The organism is Sporanaerobium hydrogeniformans, assembly GCF_002735925.1.
GTDB lineage: Bacteria > Bacillota > Clostridia > Lachnospirales > Cellulosilyticaceae > Sporanaerobium > Sporanaerobium hydrogeniformans.
Genome location: NZ_PEDL01000013.1, coordinates 20,931 through 38,913, shown reverse-complemented (window position 1 = coordinate 38,913; position 17,983 = coordinate 20,931). Strand labels below are relative to the sequence as shown.

Sequence of the window (17,983 nt, the reverse complement as noted above, 5' to 3'; positions counted from 1 at the left end):
CTATTTACTTGGTATGCTATGAAGTGGAGCATCCCAGCAATGTCCAGTATCTATAGCCCAGTATCCTTTTTCTGCTAACTCTTTAACTAATAGTTTTGCACATGGGCCAGCAGATATTAAAATACATGTTTTTTTATTAGATAAATTCTCTATTGATTTCTCAATATTTCTAACTATGCTCTCTTTGTGAGTAAAAGCATCTACAGAAGGCACCTTCACAAATTTATACCTTATGTTATATCTATCAAAAAATTTCTTAGCATAAAGCTCATCATGATGCACAAATACTACCTGGTTCTCATTTTTCCATATGTCACTATATATTGCCTCATTACCTTGGCTAAATAAAAAGGAGTCTCCATAGGTTACATCATAATCATAATCCTTATTAAACATCCTTCTGGCCCTCGACCAACAGGCAATGTATACTCTTTTTTTTAATAATTTCATTCCCTTAACGGAAAGGAAATAAGCTGGCATACACACTAAATAGGGAGTTTGTTTTTCTTTAAAGTCTCTCACAAGAGCTTTTAATCCTGCTCCTAGTGCTTTGGAATATCCTTGATAAGAAATAGATTCTCCTCTCATGATATTAAATTCCCCATCTCCAAATCGTATTAAAGATACTTTTTTATCTACTATATACTCTACCGTTTCTTTGCAGGTATAAAATTTTGCCTTTTGGCACCCCCTCATAGAAAGCAAAAAACTCATTATAACTTTAATCCAAATTTGCATTCTCAAAAGTATGTTCATTTTTCCTCCTCAACTTATTCAAACAACTTTTAATATATTGGATCCCCTTGTAGAGATGTGTCATCATATAAAGTCCTATCTGTAAGATTCTATTAACCTGTAACTTATCTTCTAATGCTTTATAGCTCATTCCTTTGTTTCGTCCTGTCCATGTATAAAGTCCTATAATTTTACACTTTAAAATCCAAGAATTTGTATATTCTAACCATTCCTTGCACCAAAGAGTAAATCCCTCAAAGTTATTCTTATTTTTTTCCTGCCCTTGATGTGTCAAACCATCTTCTCTATATTCACATATATAGAAGGGTTCATTGGTCCATCTCATTAAATACCCATCTACGGCCATTCGATTCCATACTACTGCTTCTGTTAGAAATTTTTCTCCTTCAAATTCAGGAAAAGGATATTTTCTCATTACCTCTGTATAAAAAACTTCCGATTTGTCCCCTGTAATGCCATATTTTGTTCGTTCTATATAAGTAGTATCTTTGTACATACCATTAAACGTTGTTCCTATAAGCTCACCCGTCTCTTTAACTCTAAGACCACTTATACCACTGAATTTTACTTTTTCGTTTTTTAATGTATTTTCCCAATACACCACTTTTTCTAGTGCTTGATTAGTTAAGTAATCATCTGAGTCTACGATTAAAAAAAGTTCACCCTTAGCCATGTGTATACCTTTATTAATTGCCCGATGCTTTCCCCCATTAGGTTGTTTTATATAGTTAATAGTAAACTTGTCACAACTCTTTATTAGCTTCTTTATATATTCCTCTGTACTATCAGTAGAACCATCATCAACTATTAGCCACTCAAAATCACTATATGTCTGAGTACATAAGGACTCATATAGTCTCTTCAAAAAACGTTGCCTGTTATATGTAGGAGTAAAAACAGTTATTTTATACTTATCCATAAATACCCTCTTTAATTTATATAAATTTAATTTTTAATCTAATTTTATTAAAATTATCTTCTCCTATAATAGCTATTAATACTTTTCTTAAGATGTTTAATACAGGAGAAATTTTTATTTTAAGCTTATCCTTTGAATCCATCCATGACGCCGAAAAATGATGTATTGTATAAGTATTAGAAGTACACTTTATTTTACCTGTAACAAGGCTTTTAGGGGAGAAAAAATCTTTTGGATAAATACTAAAGTGTTCTATCTTCTGGTAGTGATTATTAAGTATAATCCCCTCGGATTGTAAATAACTTGTTATATATTGCACGTTTGTTGTTATATTTAAGGTTCCATCGTCCTTTATAAAGGTTTTATCCTTATAACTTTCTAGTAATGCCTTTATAAGTTGATTGTTAGGTTTTGCTGCTATTAGAGAAGTCCCTATATATTTAATACTTTCAAACCCTATAAATCCATCATTTTCTAATAATGGGCTCAAATCTTTTAATACTTCTACATCTGTATCCATATAGATCCCTCCATATTGATACAATGCATATAATCGGACATAGTCACTTACAAATGCATATTTTCCCTTTTCATATGCTTCTTTAACATATTTCTGACTCTTTATATCAAATCTTTCTTCATCCCATTTTATAAGTTCATAATCTGGTAACTTTTCTTTCCATGTCTTTAACATTACTTTTTCTAAGCTAGGTAATTCTTTTTTCCCAAACCAACAGTAATGTATAATTTTAGGTATTTTTTGAGTTTCCACATTACTTCTCCTTTCACGAAATACCTATGTCATATAAATATTTGTTTACTATGTAATAGCCTTTAAATAAGAGAACTATTTTTCTACCTATTATTTTATAAATAAGATGTATTTTTTTTTGTTTTCCTCTTATAGCATAGGATAGATAGTGCTTAGCCTGATTAATATCTTTTTCTATTTTAGCTCTTTGCTCTTTATTTAATGTGCTAAACTTTAGTAATGCAATACTCATCTGGAATGCACTATAATCTAGTAAATTTATTTTTAGTTGCTCATCTCCTACTCCTTCAGCTGCTTTTTTATAAAGACTGCAAATGGCTACTAGGTTTGCAATATGTTTTATACTTCCGGTATTACTTATAGAGCCTACTCTATTTTGTCTATACATATAAAATGCTTTGTTATAGGATGCAAAAGAGTGAGCTGCTAACATCATACGTAGATTCCACTCAATATCCTCACTTAGGAGTCCTACTTGGAATAATAAATTATTCTTAATTATAAACTCTCTATTGAGTACCTTCAAACTTGCAGAAGGTTCATACTGCTCTGTTTCAAATAGGTAATTCAAAACCTCTTCTTTACTTCTTCCCAAAATTCTAGTTTCATCATATAAAGCAGGTTTAATTATAATCCTATCTTTTTTATAGTACTTAGCAAATTTACAAAGTACTACTTCTACCTGTGGATTCCTAAGTAGAATATCCTGTATATCTTCTAGACATCCTTCTATCCAAAAATCGTCTGAATCCAAATACATAAGATACTCTCCCGTAGCCGCTAATGTTCCAACATTTCTAGCGTCTGAAAGTCCACCATTTATTTTATGAATAACCTTAATCCTATTATCTTTTCTTGCATACTCATCACATATATCGCCACTTTTATCTGTAGAACCATCATTAACCAATAAAATCTCTATCTCTTTAAAACTCTGATTAAGTACACTTTCTATACATTGCTTAAGATATTTTTCTACATTGTAAACAGGTATAATAATACTTATTTTAGGCATGGCACTCTCCTTTATTTACTTGATATATGCTTCATATATTTTTACTAGAGCTTGTTTCACATTATCTATTTCGTATCTTTTCACATCTATTAATTCTTGCTGTATCCAACTTGCTACCTTTGTTTTTTTAGCATAAATCTCACAAATAATTGAAATCAGTTCTTCCTTGTTTCCTTTTTCAAATAGTTTCCCATTCACCTCGTCTTGAATTAAATCCACATGTCCTCTTATTTTTGTGGCACAGATAGGTAGACCACTTGCTATTGCTTCCATGACATTAACAGGTAAGCCTTCTCTTTGACTAGGAGCTACATAAAGATCTGCTATGCTTAAAAGCTGGGGGATGTCATTTCTTAAACCTAAGAAATCTATTTGCTCTTCTACCTGTAATTCTTTGCAAAGCTTTTGGCAATAACCGTTTCTACCATCTCCACCTACTAAGAGTAATTTGAGATGAGGTATATATTCCTTAAGCCTTGGGATACATTCAATCAGCTCCTGCTGCCCCTTTTGCTTTCTTATTTCAGCTACATACATAAGGATAAAATCTTCTTTTTCATATCCATACCTTTTTCGCAAATCTTGTTTTTCTTCTACTGAAACAGCTTTGAAACGTTTTAAATCAATTCCCACACCATTCACCTTTTCAATCTGTTTAGCTGCAAATCTATGTTTCCTTGCTCTAAAAAAATCCTCTTCATTAATGGTGATTAAGCAATCCGTATAATGAGCTAATACTTTTTCAATAGGATAATAGATAAGCCAGTTAAGAAGAGGAGCCCCTTTAAAGAAATGAAACCCATGAGCCGTATAAATAACCTTTGTTCCAGTTTTACGGTTTCTTTTAGCTGCTAGCCGTGTTAAAAAAGCTGCCATAGGCATATGACAATGAATAAGCTCAAAGTTTTCTCTCTCTATAAGTTTCTTTAACTCTTTATATCCGTGTATATTGCAAGCTTTAAAAGGACTCCTTGCCATACTGATTCCATGCTTTCTATCACAATAAGGCAGAGCTGCAGAGCTATTGGTAGCTACATGTACTTCATACCCTTGTTCTTTAAAATAGTGTAGATAAGGAAGATGGAAATACTTGATATGTATATCTACTCCTGCTACGAATAATACTTTCTTATTTTTTTCCACCTTGCATCCACCTTTCAACTCATGTTTACTTTAACCTTTATCTACTATTTCTTTAGCAGGTACTCCTACTACTTTTACTCCATCTTTTATATTTCTAATTACCACAGCACCTGCTCCCACTATCACATTGCTTCCTATATGAATAGTATGAATGACACTTGCCCCCATACCTATCCAGCTTTTTTCTCCTATATAAACTGTTCCTCCTAGGCTAGAACGTGGTGAGAGATGTACCCCTGCTTCGACCCTGCAATCATGCTCCACTATTACCCCTGTATTAACTATAACTGCTTGATTGATAGTGACCTCAGCATTAACTACCGCAAGAGGCATAACTACTGTGCCTTCACCTATTTGAGCAGACCTACTAATAATAGCTTTAGGATGAATGATAGGAGGCATTTTATACCCCATTACCAATAACTTTTTCGTTAACTCTAATCGAAGTGCATTATCACCTATAGCTACTATAGCTTCTTGAAAGCTTTGTTGAAGTTCTTTACAATCAGCTATTTTACCTACAACCTGATGCCCTAGCACCTTCTCTCCTACCAGTTGATCATCTATAAAGCAAATGGCATCATAGCCTCCCATAGCCTGAGCCATTTCTAAAACAACTTTACCATGTCCTCCTGCTCCAACTATCAATAAACGTCTCATCCCATCACTCCCCAAAGTATGTCATTGTATGCTTTTGTGAGTTGTTAATGTCTTTACTCATAAAGACATTTTTTAGTGTTTTCAAAATAATTTTCACATCTAAGCTAAGACTCATATGCTCCACATACCATATATCTAATTGAAATTTTTCTTCCCAGCTCAGGCTATTGCGCCCATTCACCTGTGCCCAGCCACTTATGCCCGGTCTGACATGATGCCTTTTGCGTTGCTCTTCACTATAGTAAGGTAAATATTGCACAAGAAGGGGACGTGGGCCGATAAAACTCATTTCGCCTTTTAGGACATTGAAAAATTGAGGGAGCTCATCTAAACTTAATTTCCTAATAATCTTACCTACCTTCATCATACGCTCCATATCTGATAAAGGATTGCCTTCCGTATCATGGGTAGCTATCTTCATTGTTCTAAACTTGTATATCGTAAAAATAACTTCATTTTTACCAGGTCTTTTTTGTTTAAATAGGATAGGTCCTTTCGGATCTTCTAGTTTGATCACTAAAGCGACCATTAGCATAACAGGAAACGTTATAAAAATTAACAGCATAGCCCCTATAAAATCCGCTATACGCTTCCACCTCATGTACATGTTCTCACCCACTTTACTCATTAAAATAAGCCTTTAATAACAGCGATAACCTTATCAAGCTCCTCATCTGTCATTTTAGTATCACTTGGCAAACATAAGCCCGTTTCAAATAAAATCTTACTTATACCTTCCCCTATAAAATCATACTTTTCAAAGAAAGGTTGCTGATGCATAGGTTTCCAAAGTGGTCTACTTTCGATATTCTCTTTTTCTAGTGCTACAATAATATCAATGGGTCTTACCTTACCTTTTAAGGTAATGCAGCTGAGCCAGCAATTACTCTCTTGGAAGCTTGGCATAGGCATCATACTAAGTCCCTCTAAATTTTCAAGCTCCCTCTTGTAGTATTTATAAATATACCTTTTCTTTTGAATGCGCTCTTCCAGCACCTTAAGCTGTCCTCTGCCAATGCCTGCTAATACATTACTCATCCGATAGTTAAAGCCCAGTTCGCTATGTTCGTAATGCCTGGCAGCATCTCTAGACTGGGTTGCCCAAAAGCGTGCTTTACTTATTTTTTCTTTGTCCCTGGCTACTAGTATGCCTCCACCAGAGGTAGTAATAATCTTATTACCATTAAAGGAATAGATGCCATACTGTCCAAAGGTTCCTGTATGTCTTCCCTTGTAAGTCGTTCCTAAACTTTCAGCTGCATCCTCGATAAGTGGCACATTGTATGCCTGACAGAGCTTTATAATAGGGTCCATATCTGCTGCTATACCATATAAATGAACCACCATCACTGCCTTTACACGGTCTTTATATTTTCCTAAAGCCTTCCTTAATAGTGCTGGATCCATATTCCAGGTTGCATGATCACTATCAATAAATACAGGAGTTGCATTTTGATAAATAACAGGATTCACTGTAGCTGAAAAGGTAAGGTCTTGACATAACACAATATCTCCTTCCCCTACTCCTACTGCTTTAAGGGCAAGGTGGATAGCCGCTGTTCCAGATGATAAAGCGGCTGCATACAGTGGTTCATCTGGCTCCTTGTTTATCTTAGCTACTAACTCCTTTTCAAATGCATCTACATTCTCACCTAAGGGTGCAATCCAATTGGTGTCAAAGGCTTCTTTTATGTAATGCTTTTCATATCCTTCCTCACTCATATGGGGAGATGATAGATAAATTCTCTTTTTTCCCATTTATAAGACTCCTAATCTCTTTTCTTTGCTACTCTATAGTTGCTTGCAATCCCTATGCCTAATAGTACCCAAAACAGAGGTGCTACCGATACGGATGAGTCATTAAATATGCCTGCTGCTAAATACCCTATGACAGATAACAGCATCCCTAAACCTATGAGCTCATCCACTCCATAATGTTTTTTCAAACCATAGAGTTTAAAGCTATCGACTATGTAGACAAGAACCATCACTAAGAAACTTAAAAGTGCAATTATTCCTTGATTAACAGCTATTTGCAAATAAAGATTGTGCGGTTTATCCACCACAGTATAAATATCACTAAGCGCATAATATTTTCCCCAGTAATCATTCTGCGGAAAAACCATGGCATAGGTATCTGGTCCTTTGCCAATAAGCCAAGTTTCTTTTAATAAAGGAAGCGTACGTGACCAAATATAGCCCCTTGAAGAACCTAATAGCTCCTTTCCTCTAAAGCCTATACTCTCTGCATCCACTATTTCAATCGCTCTTTGATCATAAGGATGAACAAGAGTAAAGCCTGCTTCTCCACCTAAGTGGTACAAAAACCGTGCCTTCTCATTTTCTATAACACCTATGGCACCTACTACATTAGGTGTGTCTGTACGGTAAAATAAGGAAAACTTAATAGGCGAAAAGCGGCTGTCTTCTGTAAGGTACATGTCGTCTACTAAATAATAATCTACTTTTTCACCTGTCTCTGTTGTAAATACAATCCCTTCCTTTTGAACCTCCAAATTCAGCTCATGCTCTTGTGTCACAAGGGTTAGCTTGCCCTCTTGTACACGCATATCCCTAATAGGTAAGTTATCCTTATAATCATAATCCTTACTCACTGGTGTCAATAAGGCTACGCCTTCACTTACCAAGCTTTTAAGTTTTCCTAATGCTATATCTTTTGTTATGAAAAGAGTTGTAGTCACTACTATTAAAATAGTTGCTACTATTCCTACTGCTAATTTTTTATTTTGACTCAATCTTTTTAGCTTCTTGAGTATTTTTTTAGCTAATAATAAGATTACTACCAATAAACTAACACCTAAGCCTACCATACCTGCTCTTGAACCACTTCCTAAGAGTAAAAAAAGATTGCAGACAATCATCACACCTAAAAAGACTTTCTTAAATAAACGTTTTTCTTGTGGAATGACTACTGCAAAAAGAGGTATGAGTACTACTGCAAAGCTTCCTACATAGTTAGGATTATATAAAGTACCTGTAATCCTTGCTTTTTCAAAGCTTACGGTAATAGTTTCTCGTATTTCCTTTAAGCTTTCTGGCACAATGAGCTTAAGTCCTAAATCACTAATCAAAACATCTCTACCTATGTACTGGGTAAAGCCTATGAAAGTCATCACTATCGTTACAAAACTTGCGCTCCTAACTATTAACTTATAAAGTTTAGGGTCATTGAAGCTATAAATGCTATACCACATCATTGTCATATAACAAAGGAACATAATCATCCCTTCTGCTCTGTCAGGTGCTCCCCATAAAGCGACTTGCTTATAGGGTGATAGCAAGGTAGCTAAGCCTGTCATAAGGATCAATAGACTACTACTTATAAGGTAAATTTTTATTTTGGTATCTTTTTTTAACCATGTCTTGTTATAACATAAAAACAAAAGTATAATCATCCCTATGACCAGAGCGATTATGACTGTTGCTTTGTATTGAGAATAAAAATCATTCATTACACTTTGACTAAAGGTTTCTTCTAATAGGCCATCTAACACTAACTCCTTTAGCCTTACAACCAAAGGTACAAGACCTATCATGAATAGAATTGGAAGCATCAGTAGCCTATTTACTCTTTGTTCATTCTTCTCCTGCGTATTTCCTTTTATGTTTTCCACCTTTATTACACCCTTCTCTATCTTATATTTCGATTTTATTTATATTTTATAGTTTAACATACTTTTAGACATTAAAAAAGCTATGAGAGTATCCTCTCATAGCTTTTAACTTAGACAATGTCTAATTATTCTACTGTAAATGTAGCTGTTTGAGTTTCACCATTCCATTCTGCTTTTACAGAAAGAAGGTTAGCAAGTTCTCCAACTGGAACATAAACTCTATCATTTACCATTGTTGGAGCTACGTCCATAACTTTTGCTGCTACACCATTGATTTTAGCAACTTTGTCGCCAAGTGCTACACTGATTGTTTTTGAACCAGCTACGATTGTTGCAGTTTTTTGAGCATAGTAGATACTTGTATCTTCAATACCAAGAGCATTAGCAACAAATCTTAATGGAACCATTGTACGTCCAGCTGGATCTAAGTATGCTTTTGCATCCATAGTTTTTTCGATACCATTAACAAGGAACTTATCGCTACCGATTACGAAAGCAGCTGTACCTTTTCTTAAGCCATTGTTTGTAGAAAGATCTTCTGTGTTAGCAGTTGCTACGTTAAGGAAATCTTTAACTGTTAAGCTACCCATTGCACAACCTGGCTCAATTGCTTTACCATTTAATTTAAGATCATATTTACCTTGTGGTACTGTACGGTCAACTTTAATCTTGAAATCTGTAATTTCTACTGTAGATGCTACTGTAGATTTACGTAATACTGGAATAGTAATTTTGTCACCTGCATCTTTGATATTATCCATATCTAATTTAAGGTCACCTTCAACTACTTTTACAGTAGGTTTACCAGAGAATGAGAAACCATCATCTTGTTTGTCAAATGTGATTTCAAGTGGATTGTTTTGATCAAATCTTGCTTTATCAGTTTCTTTAATTACAAGTTTACCACCAACTTGTTCTTTAATACCAACTTTTACTGTAAGTTGATCATTAGATAATTCAAAAGGAACAACAGCATTAACTGCTACTGTAGAGATTTCATCACCAATTGCGCGTCCATTAACTGTGATTTTTACATCACCTTTTTTGTCAACTGGTACATATACTTTTACATCAGAAAAATCAATTTTGTCGATATCCGCTTGTCTTACACCGCTTGGAACAGTAAAGTCAAAACCGATAACTTCATCATCTTTATTTTTTACCCATGTAAAGTCAGAAAGACCTGTGTAACCACCTGCGCTTGCTGCTGTATAATCTGTATCGGTAGCAAATTTTGTTGTAACTTTCATTGTTTGATCAGTTACTTTATTACCTTTAACTTTGCCATCTGCGAAGAAAGCATTGTCAATTCTTACTTCCATCATTCTATCAAGCATACTATCATTTACGTTTTCTAATACAGTAAATTTAACTTTTTCATTTTTACCAGCAACGATATCTACTGTTTTCTTATCTTTCATTTCAATTGAACAGCTTAATTTTTTAGCTACAGCAACTTTACCTGTTGTTTCGCTTACTTTATCGTCACTATTTCCACTTTTAACTGTTAAGTTAATTGTGTCATCTTCAACGAAGTTTCTAGAAGCTTTTAATTTGATTGGTAAATCTTTAATTTTAATTCTACCTGGAGCTGATGCAGAATTTCCAGCCATTGTTAATTGGAAGATAATACTGCTTTGGTCATCTTCGCCATCAACTCTTACATAAGAAGCATTGCTAACAGTTGCACCTGCTGAGAAACCTTTAGATAATTCATAATTAAAGTCACCATTTGATGTAGAACCTGCTGTTAAAGTATCAAGAACAAACATATAATCTGTGTTGTCTAATTCAAGAACAACCCATTGTGATGTTCCCATAGTACCTTTAAGAGGTTCTTCAATAGTAATATCTGCTACTGTACCATTTTTGTAAATATTTTTAGCATCACCAAAACTTACAGTTGCTTTTTTATCACTAGTTTTTGCAAATACAACTGGAGCCATATCAGAGATAACTGTTCCATTACCATCTACAGCTATTGTTGCATCTCCGCCTGTTACTTTTACTCCATTTAGCGGAACAAATATTTCAGCTTCCTTTGCTAAATTAGTCTTAACATTTACTTGTAATTCAGTATCATTATTTTTCTTAATTGTTACCCCTGTAGCTATAGTTGTTTCAGTCTTTCCTGTATCTTCCCATTTTGCATTTGCAAGATTAACGAAGAAAATACTTGATGTTGTTGGACTTGCTGTTAAAGCATCTTTAAGAGTAATTTTAAGATTAGCATTTTGGTCAATAGTCTTATCCTTTTCTTTGACTATAATCCCGTTTGTTAAAGCGAAATCTGATTTTGCCATTGTCATTGCTGGTACAGCTGTTACTACCATAGCTGCAGCTAATAACATAGCGACTTTTTGACGTAGTTTCATTATTTCACGTCCCCCTTCTTAATTTTGTTAAAAGAATTTGAAAAGTTCTTTTTATCAATTTAGATTATATATTCTATATTTTTTTAAGTCAATCTAATATTCAATCTGTAATTTTATTGTAATATTATAAGCTGAATATTAGCTATGTTATATTTTTTTCTGTATTAATATAATCTAAATTAATATTTTTATATTCTGATTATATATTTTTATTCATTTAATCACAAGTTAAACTTTATCTTGTATTAATTTTGTATTTAATTTGTAATATTTAATTATATCCTAGTATAGAAAAAGGCTATAGCCCTTGAGGGCTATAGCTTTTTCTATACATGTATTACTTTAATTATTCATTGATAAATGTTGCAGTTTGTGTTTCGCCATCCCATTTAGCATCTACACCAAGAAGAGATGCGATTTCACCTACTGGTACATATGTTCTTTCATTTTTAAGAACTGGAGCTACGTCCATAGTACGTACTGCTACACCATTTAATTTAGCTGTTTTGCTTCCGATTTCTAAAGAAATTGTTTTGCTACCAGCTACGATTGTTGCTGTATTGCTTGCAAAGTAAATTTCTTTATCATCAATACCAAGAGCATTTGCAACAAATCTTAATGGAACCATTGTACGTCCAGCTGGATCAAGGTATGCTGCTGCATCCATTTCTAACTCTATACCGTTTACAAGGTATTTGTTTGAGCCGATTACGAAGCTTGTTTTACCTTTTCTTAAACCATTAGCTGAAAGGTCTTGAGTATTTGGTGTTCCTACATTGATGAAATCTTCTACTTTAACTGAACCAAAGATGCATCCTGGTTGAACTGCAGCGCCAGTAAGTTTAAGATCGTATTTACCTTCTGGAACTGTACGGTCAACTTTGATTGGCATTTCTGTAATGGTGATTGTTGAAGCTGTTTTTGATGCACGAGATACTGGAATGATGATTGTTCCGTCTGTATAGTCCATCTTATCAAGGTCAAGTTTAAGGTCACCTTCTGTTACTTTAACAACTGGTTTACCTGTGAAAACAAAACCATCATCTTTTTTATCAATAGCGATAACAAGATTTTCACCTTGTTTTAATCTTCCTTTGTCTGTTTCTGTGATAACAAGTTTTCCACCTTTTTGATCTTTAAGACCAACTTTAAGTGTAAATTCTTCACTTGTTACTTCAACTGGAGCTGTTACATTAAGAGCTGTTACTTCTACAGTTTGTCCTAATGCGCGGCCTTCAGCAGAAATCACTACATCACCTGTTTTGTCAACTGGCATGTACACTTTAACATCTTCAAATTTGATTTCGTCGTTTTTGTCAGCTTCTAATTCACCAGCTGCTACTGCAAAATCAAAACCAATTACACGATCATCTTTATCTGTAACAAGTGTGAATGCTGTAACGTCTGCACCTGCTGTGCCATCGTTCACTTTGATAGCGTTTTTGATTGCATTAACTGCTGTACCAGATGTAAGGTTAGAACCTGTTACTTCTGTGTTCGCTAAGAAACCTTGGTTAAGTCTTACTTCGATTGTTCTGTTATCAAGGATACTGTCATCTACATTTTCTTTAAGTGTAAATGTGATTTTTTGATCTTTACCAGCAACCATATCTACTACTTTTTTGTCTTTCATTTCTAATGAGCTACCAAGCTCTTTAGCTTCTGCAACTTTAACTGTAGTTGTTGTTACACCTTCACCTTCAACAGTTACAGCGATTTCATCACCTGGGTTTACAGTTTTACCAGATTTTAATCTAACTTTAGCACCTTCAATCACTACACGACCTGGAGCATTTTGAGCAGCACCACTTAATGTGAATGTGAATTCATCATCAGTAACAGATGTTACAGTAGCACCATCTTGTTTTAAAGTTACGTTTGAAGTTGTGAAGCTTGAGAAACCTTTAGAGAATTTAAGGTTACCAGCTGTTAAGCCTACAAACTCATAGTCTGTGTTATCAAGGCTAACTGTGATTGTGTTTGTTCCGATTGAACCAGCGATTGTTTCTTCGATAGTTACATCAGCTACAACACCTGTTTTATAAATATTTTTAGAATCTGCTGCTGTTACAGCTGCTTTTGAATCTGTAGTTTTAGCAAATACAACTGGAGCCATATCAGAGATAACTGTTCCGTTACCATCTACTGCTACTGTTGCATCTCCACCTGTTAATTTAACATCTAATGGGATAACAAACTCTTCCATACCTGTTCCACCAACTGGTTTTGTTACAGTTACTTCAACTTCATTTTTGTTATTTTTCTTATATTGTACAGTTACATTTGTTAATGCTGTACCTGATGTTGATGTTGCATTAGTTGATGTAGTTGGTACATTCCATTCTGCATTTTCTAAGTTTACAAAGAACATGGCTGAAGTTGTTACAGCATCTTTCATTGTAATTCTTAATTTACCATTGTTAATTGTCTCATCTTTTTTTGCGATTGTGATACCGTTTGTTAATGCAAAATCAGATTTTGCCATTACTGGCATAGCTGTTGCTACCATAGTAGCTGCAAGAACGGCTGCTAATTTTTGACGTAATTTCATATCGTCTTCCTCCTCTAATATCTAGTAATTTTTAATCGATGTAGCCCCCATAAATATTATTCCAAATTTATGTAAATTACACCATTTATCATTTATTATATTCGGTACAAGTTATTTATGCAATATAAACCAAACATTTGTAATTTCCTTGTAAATCATTTGTGTATTATGAATATATATTTTATTTTTTATTTATAAAAAAAATATTTTATTATAAATTATGTTTACTTTTTTATTTTAATCAAAATAAAATATATGTTTACAATAATCACAAAAAGATGTCCTTAAAGGCCAAGCACCTTTAAGGACATCTTTTTACTATTTGTTATATACACTTATTGATTATTTATTTTCAAAAGTAGCTGTTTTAGCTTCGCCATCCCATGTAGCTTCTACGCCAAGGATTGCACCGATTTCTGAAACAGGTACGTAAGTTCTATCACCAGTAATGACTGGAGCTGTTTCCATTGTGCGTACTGCTACACCGTTTAATTTAACGATTTTGCTTCCAATTTCCATTGAAATAGTTTTATTACCTGCAATGATTGTTACAGTATTGTTTGCAAAGAAGATATCTGTGTTATTGATACCAAGTGCATTTGCAATGTATCTTACAGGAATCATTGTACGTCCGTTAGAGATATAGGCTGCTGCATCCATCTCTTGTTTTACACCGTTCATAGTATAAGATTTTTCACCAATCTTGAATACTGCAGTACCTTTTTTAAGTCCATTAGAACCAAGGTCTTCTGTATTAGCTGTTCCGATAACAATGAAGTCTTCTACTTTGAAGCTGTTTTCTTCTTCGTTTACTTTACCTACTGTTACTTCTTCGTCAAGAATAGTATCTGCTGTTTTAACAAGTGCACTACCTTTTACAGCTACATCATAGCTTCCTTGTGGTAATGTACGGTCTGTAGATACTACAAAATCAGAAATTTCAATAGTTGAAGCTGTTTTAGAAGCACGTTTTACATTGATAATTACTTGGTTACCATCTACTTCGTAATCACCAATTTGAAGGTCTCCTTCCACTACTTTAATAACTGGTTTCGTTTTAGAGAATGTCATGCCTTGTTCAGCTGGAAGCTCAACAATAAGTTGATTTGCTTTAAGCATCGCTTTATCTGTTTCTTTAATAGTGATTTTACCACCTTTTTGATCTTTAAGACCTACTTTAAGTGTAAGAGCTTCTGACTCAACTTCTACTGGAGCTTTTACACTAAGTGCTACTGTGCTTGCTTCTTCTGCTAAAGCACGGCCAGTTGTTGTAAGAGTAATGTCACCTTCTTCGTTTAATGGAACAAATACTTTAAGGTCTTTAAATGTGATTTCATCCACTTTAGTTGAGCTTAAAGAAGCTGGTGCTTTGAAAGAGAAACCAGTGATGTAACCATCTTTGTTTGTGATTGGTGTTACATTGATTGTTTCTGAAGTACCATTTAATTCAGCTGATACTGTAAGACTTTGAGAAGCAGCATTTGTTTTAGAAAGGTAACCTTTATCTAATTTAACTTCAATTTCTCTGTTTTCTAAAATACTATCATCTACATTTTCTTTGATTGAGAAAGTAATGGCTTTTTGAGTACCTGCTACAGCCTCAACTACTTTGTCATCTTTCATAGAGATTGTGTTACCAAAGCCTTTTACTTCTGCTACTTTCACTGTAGTTGTTGTTACTTTTTCTCCTTCTACAGTTACAGCGATTTGATCACCAATAACTGGAGTTTTAGAAGATTTAAGTTTAATTCTTACGTTTTTAAGTGTAATTCTACCTGGAGCTTGTGTAGATTTGCCATCTAATGTAAGAGTTACCTCATCTCCAGTTGTTTTGTCAAAAGATGCATTTAAGTTAGAGAAACCTTTTGATAATTCAATATTACTTGAAGATAAGTTAACGAATTCATAATCTGTGTTATCAAGACTTACCTTTACTGAACCATTGTCTCCATTTGCTGGATCCATAGAACCTACTAAGCCTTCTTCAATAATGATGTCTGCAATCACACCATCTTTATAAATATTTTTAACTTCACCAACAGTTACATTTGCTTTTGCATCACTTGTTTTAGCGAATACTACTGGTGCCATATCAGAGATTACTGAACCGTTACCATCGATAGATACAGTTGCTTCACCACCTGTTAATTTAGCATTAAGTGGAAGTGTGAAGTTTTCTTTTGCTGTTGCATTCCCATCTGCTTTGATGGTTACTTGTAATTCTTTTTTGCTATTTGTTTTATACTCAATTGATAAATCGCCTACTTTAGTTGTTTGTGTACCTGTTATAGCCCACTCAGCATTTTCTAAGTTTACAAAGAACATAGAACCTGTTGTGTCTACATTATCTTTCATTTCAATTTTAAGTCCTGCACCTGTGATGGTCTCACCTTTTTGGTCTACAACAATACCATGTGTCAGTGAATTGGTTGATGCTGCCATTGCTGGAACAGCTGTTACCACCATAGTTGCTGCAAGTACAGCTGCTAATTTTTGACGTAATTTCATTATGTAAGTCCTCCTTAAAATAAGTTGTCATTTTTTGTGCGAAGAACTAAAATGCGGTTATTGGATTATGTTATCTTATTTAATAGTTTTGTAATATATGTAATATGTATGTAATCCACCACATTTGTTTTCCGCGTATCAACATGTGGCATGCTTGATAGGTTGATTATAGCTTGTTATTCTGCGTTTTTCAACACCCATTTATTGGAATTTACAATTTATACATATTTTTATTTTTTATACTTTAATGTACTTTTTAACTATTTTAGGAGATAAACCTTGGAAATAGGTGTTTTTATTTTTATACTTATGTCAACTTTTCCATTTATTACTTAATAATATTTAACACTTTTGTAATAATTTAAAGGCAATATTTCTCATTTTTTCTTGTGACGCTCCCTTAAATTGACTATAATGAAATTAAAAACAAATGATTGAGAGGAGTGAGAAGACATAATGCATAATCATTTGAAAAAAATAAGTTTTATTTTGTCAATTACACTTTGTTTAAGTGTAAACTCTACTTTATTAGCTAATACTGTTTCTTCTAAGATGCAAGACTCTGCAATGCCTGCATCTTATTTGGATAAAGAAATTCGATTTGATTCTGATACAGAAGAACTTGGTGCGGGTACTCTTTTAACTGCTCAGTCTCAACTTAAAGCTGTACTCACACAGATTGCACAAGACAAAGTTTATTACTTTCAGTACAAACTAAACGGTAAGCGACTTAAAGCTGCTATGACAGCGCCTTATACAGCTACTTTAGAGGATGTAGAGCTCTATAATGGCCTAGGTCGTTTAGAAATCATAGCTTATGATGCCTGTGATACTAAGATTTGGTCTAAACAAATGGATATCTCTTTAAAAGCAGATGAGCCTTTATTACGTAGTGAGCGTCTATCTACTTCTTACCCACTCTGGCAGAAACCTATTTATAGAAGTCATTACATCCCAGTTCTCTTATATCATGTTTTTAGTGAAGAAGTTAAACCTTCTCAAGAATATATTGCTGTAGATATTAAACATTTTGAAGAACAGTTAGCTCGCTTATTAGATGCTGGCTATACACCTATTAGCTTTTATGATTTAAATCAGTATCTGGAAAGAAAAGCTGGTCTCCCCGCAAAGCCATTTCTTATTACAGCTGATGATGGCTATCTTAATAATTACACATTAGCTTATCCTGTACTTCAAAAGTATAATGTGCCAGCTACTTTTTTCTTACCCCCTGCTTCTATTACAAAAAATAATGGTTTACCTCGTTTCAATTGGGAGCAAGCTTTAGAGATGGAGCAAAGTGGCCTTATTGATATCCAAATTCACGGCTATGACCATACGCCTTTTAATAAGCTGAGCTTAGAAGATGTACGCTATCAAGTTTCTAGGGCATTAGGCGTAATTGAACAAAAATTAGGTCAAAGGGACGTTGTCGTCGTTTCCTACCCTGAATTTCGCTATTTGCCAGAAACTCAAGCTCTTCTGTCTCAAATGAAGATTGATTTTCAGACAACGAATACAGGTGTAGTAGGAATTCCCTTTAAGAGAGAGGATATTAAACGAATCATTGTACCTAACTATATGACCCCTGACCAGCTTATAGCTAACATTGAACGATTAACTCAGTAGACACCTATACATTAAGGAGG

13 protein-coding genes are annotated in these 17,983 nt (G+C 34.0%); 1 reads left to right on the top strand and 12 read right to left on the bottom strand.

The window, feature by feature from the left end; all coding sequences use genetic code 11:
• The 12 genes from CS063_RS11810 to CS063_RS11755 form a co-directional block, all read right to left on the bottom strand.
• Positions 1-756 carry a GT-D fold domain-containing glycosyltransferase gene (locus CS063_RS11810; RefSeq protein WP_099449909.1) on the bottom strand — a complete coding sequence of 252 codons (756 nt, stop codon included), beginning with the start codon at positions 754-756 and terminating at the stop codon, positions 1-3.
• Positions 722-1,675 carry a glycosyltransferase family 2 protein gene (locus CS063_RS11805; protein WP_099449908.1) on the bottom strand — a complete coding sequence of 318 codons (954 nt, stop codon included), beginning with the start codon at positions 1,673-1,675 and terminating at the stop codon, positions 722-724. The genes CS063_RS11810 and CS063_RS11805 overlap by 35 nt, the downstream gene beginning before the upstream one ends.
• A gap of 16 nt (positions 1,676-1,691) precedes the next feature.
• Positions 1,692-2,447, bottom strand: a complete 756-nt coding sequence (locus tag CS063_RS11800; protein ID WP_099449907.1) for a glycosyltransferase family 32 protein — start codon at positions 2,445-2,447, stop codon at positions 1,692-1,694.
• Positions 2,448-2,460: 13 nt separating this feature from the next.
• Positions 2,461-3,462, bottom strand: a complete 1,002-nt coding sequence (locus CS063_RS11795) for a glycosyltransferase family 2 protein (protein ID WP_099449906.1) — start codon at positions 3,460-3,462, stop codon at positions 2,461-2,463.
• Positions 3,463-3,477: 15 nt separating this feature from the next.
• Complete coding sequence (locus CS063_RS11790; RefSeq protein ID WP_099449905.1) at positions 3,478-4,605, bottom strand: glycosyltransferase family 4 protein; 1,128 nt, start codon at positions 4,603-4,605, stop codon at positions 3,478-3,480.
• A 30-nt stretch (positions 4,606-4,635) separates the two neighbouring features.
• Positions 4,636-5,265 carry an acetyltransferase gene (locus CS063_RS11785; RefSeq protein ID WP_099449904.1) on the bottom strand — a complete coding sequence of 210 codons (630 nt, stop codon included), beginning with the start codon at positions 5,263-5,265 and terminating at the stop codon, positions 4,636-4,638.
• 4 nt (positions 5,266-5,269) lie between these two features.
• Complete coding sequence (locus CS063_RS11780) at positions 5,270-5,872, bottom strand: sugar transferase (RefSeq protein WP_099449903.1); 603 nt, start codon at positions 5,870-5,872, stop codon at positions 5,270-5,272.
• A 20-nt stretch (positions 5,873-5,892) separates the two neighbouring features.
• Positions 5,893-7,023, bottom strand: a complete 1,131-nt coding sequence (locus CS063_RS11775) for a DegT/DnrJ/EryC1/StrS family aminotransferase (protein WP_099449902.1) — start codon at positions 7,021-7,023, stop codon at positions 5,893-5,895.
• Between the two features lie 11 nt (positions 7,024-7,034).
• Entirely contained in the window at positions 7,035-8,900 is a 1,866-nt protein-coding gene (locus CS063_RS11770; protein ID WP_099449901.1) for an O-antigen ligase family protein, read from the bottom strand.
• Between the two features lie 125 nt (positions 8,901-9,025).
• Positions 9,026-11,275: a copper amine oxidase N-terminal domain-containing protein gene (locus tag CS063_RS11765; RefSeq protein WP_099449900.1), complete on the bottom strand. Its 2,250-nt coding sequence runs from the start codon at positions 11,273-11,275 to the stop codon at positions 9,026-9,028.
• Between the two features lie 346 nt (positions 11,276-11,621).
• Positions 11,622-13,826 carry a stalk domain-containing protein gene (locus CS063_RS11760; protein WP_099449899.1) on the bottom strand — a complete coding sequence of 735 codons (2,205 nt, stop codon included), beginning with the start codon at positions 13,824-13,826 and terminating at the stop codon, positions 11,622-11,624.
• 342 nt (positions 13,827-14,168) lie between these two features.
• Positions 14,169-16,334: a copper amine oxidase N-terminal domain-containing protein gene (locus CS063_RS11755; RefSeq protein ID WP_099449898.1), complete on the bottom strand. Its 2,166-nt coding sequence runs from the start codon at positions 16,332-16,334 to the stop codon at positions 14,169-14,171.
• 456 nt (positions 16,335-16,790) lie between these two features.
• Here CS063_RS11755 and CS063_RS11750 point away from each other — a divergent pair, with 456 nt between their 5' ends.
• Positions 16,791-17,963, top strand: a complete 1,173-nt coding sequence (locus CS063_RS11750) for a polysaccharide deacetylase family protein (protein WP_099449897.1) — start codon at positions 16,791-16,793, stop codon at positions 17,961-17,963.
• Positions 17,964-17,983: the final 20 nt, after the last annotated feature.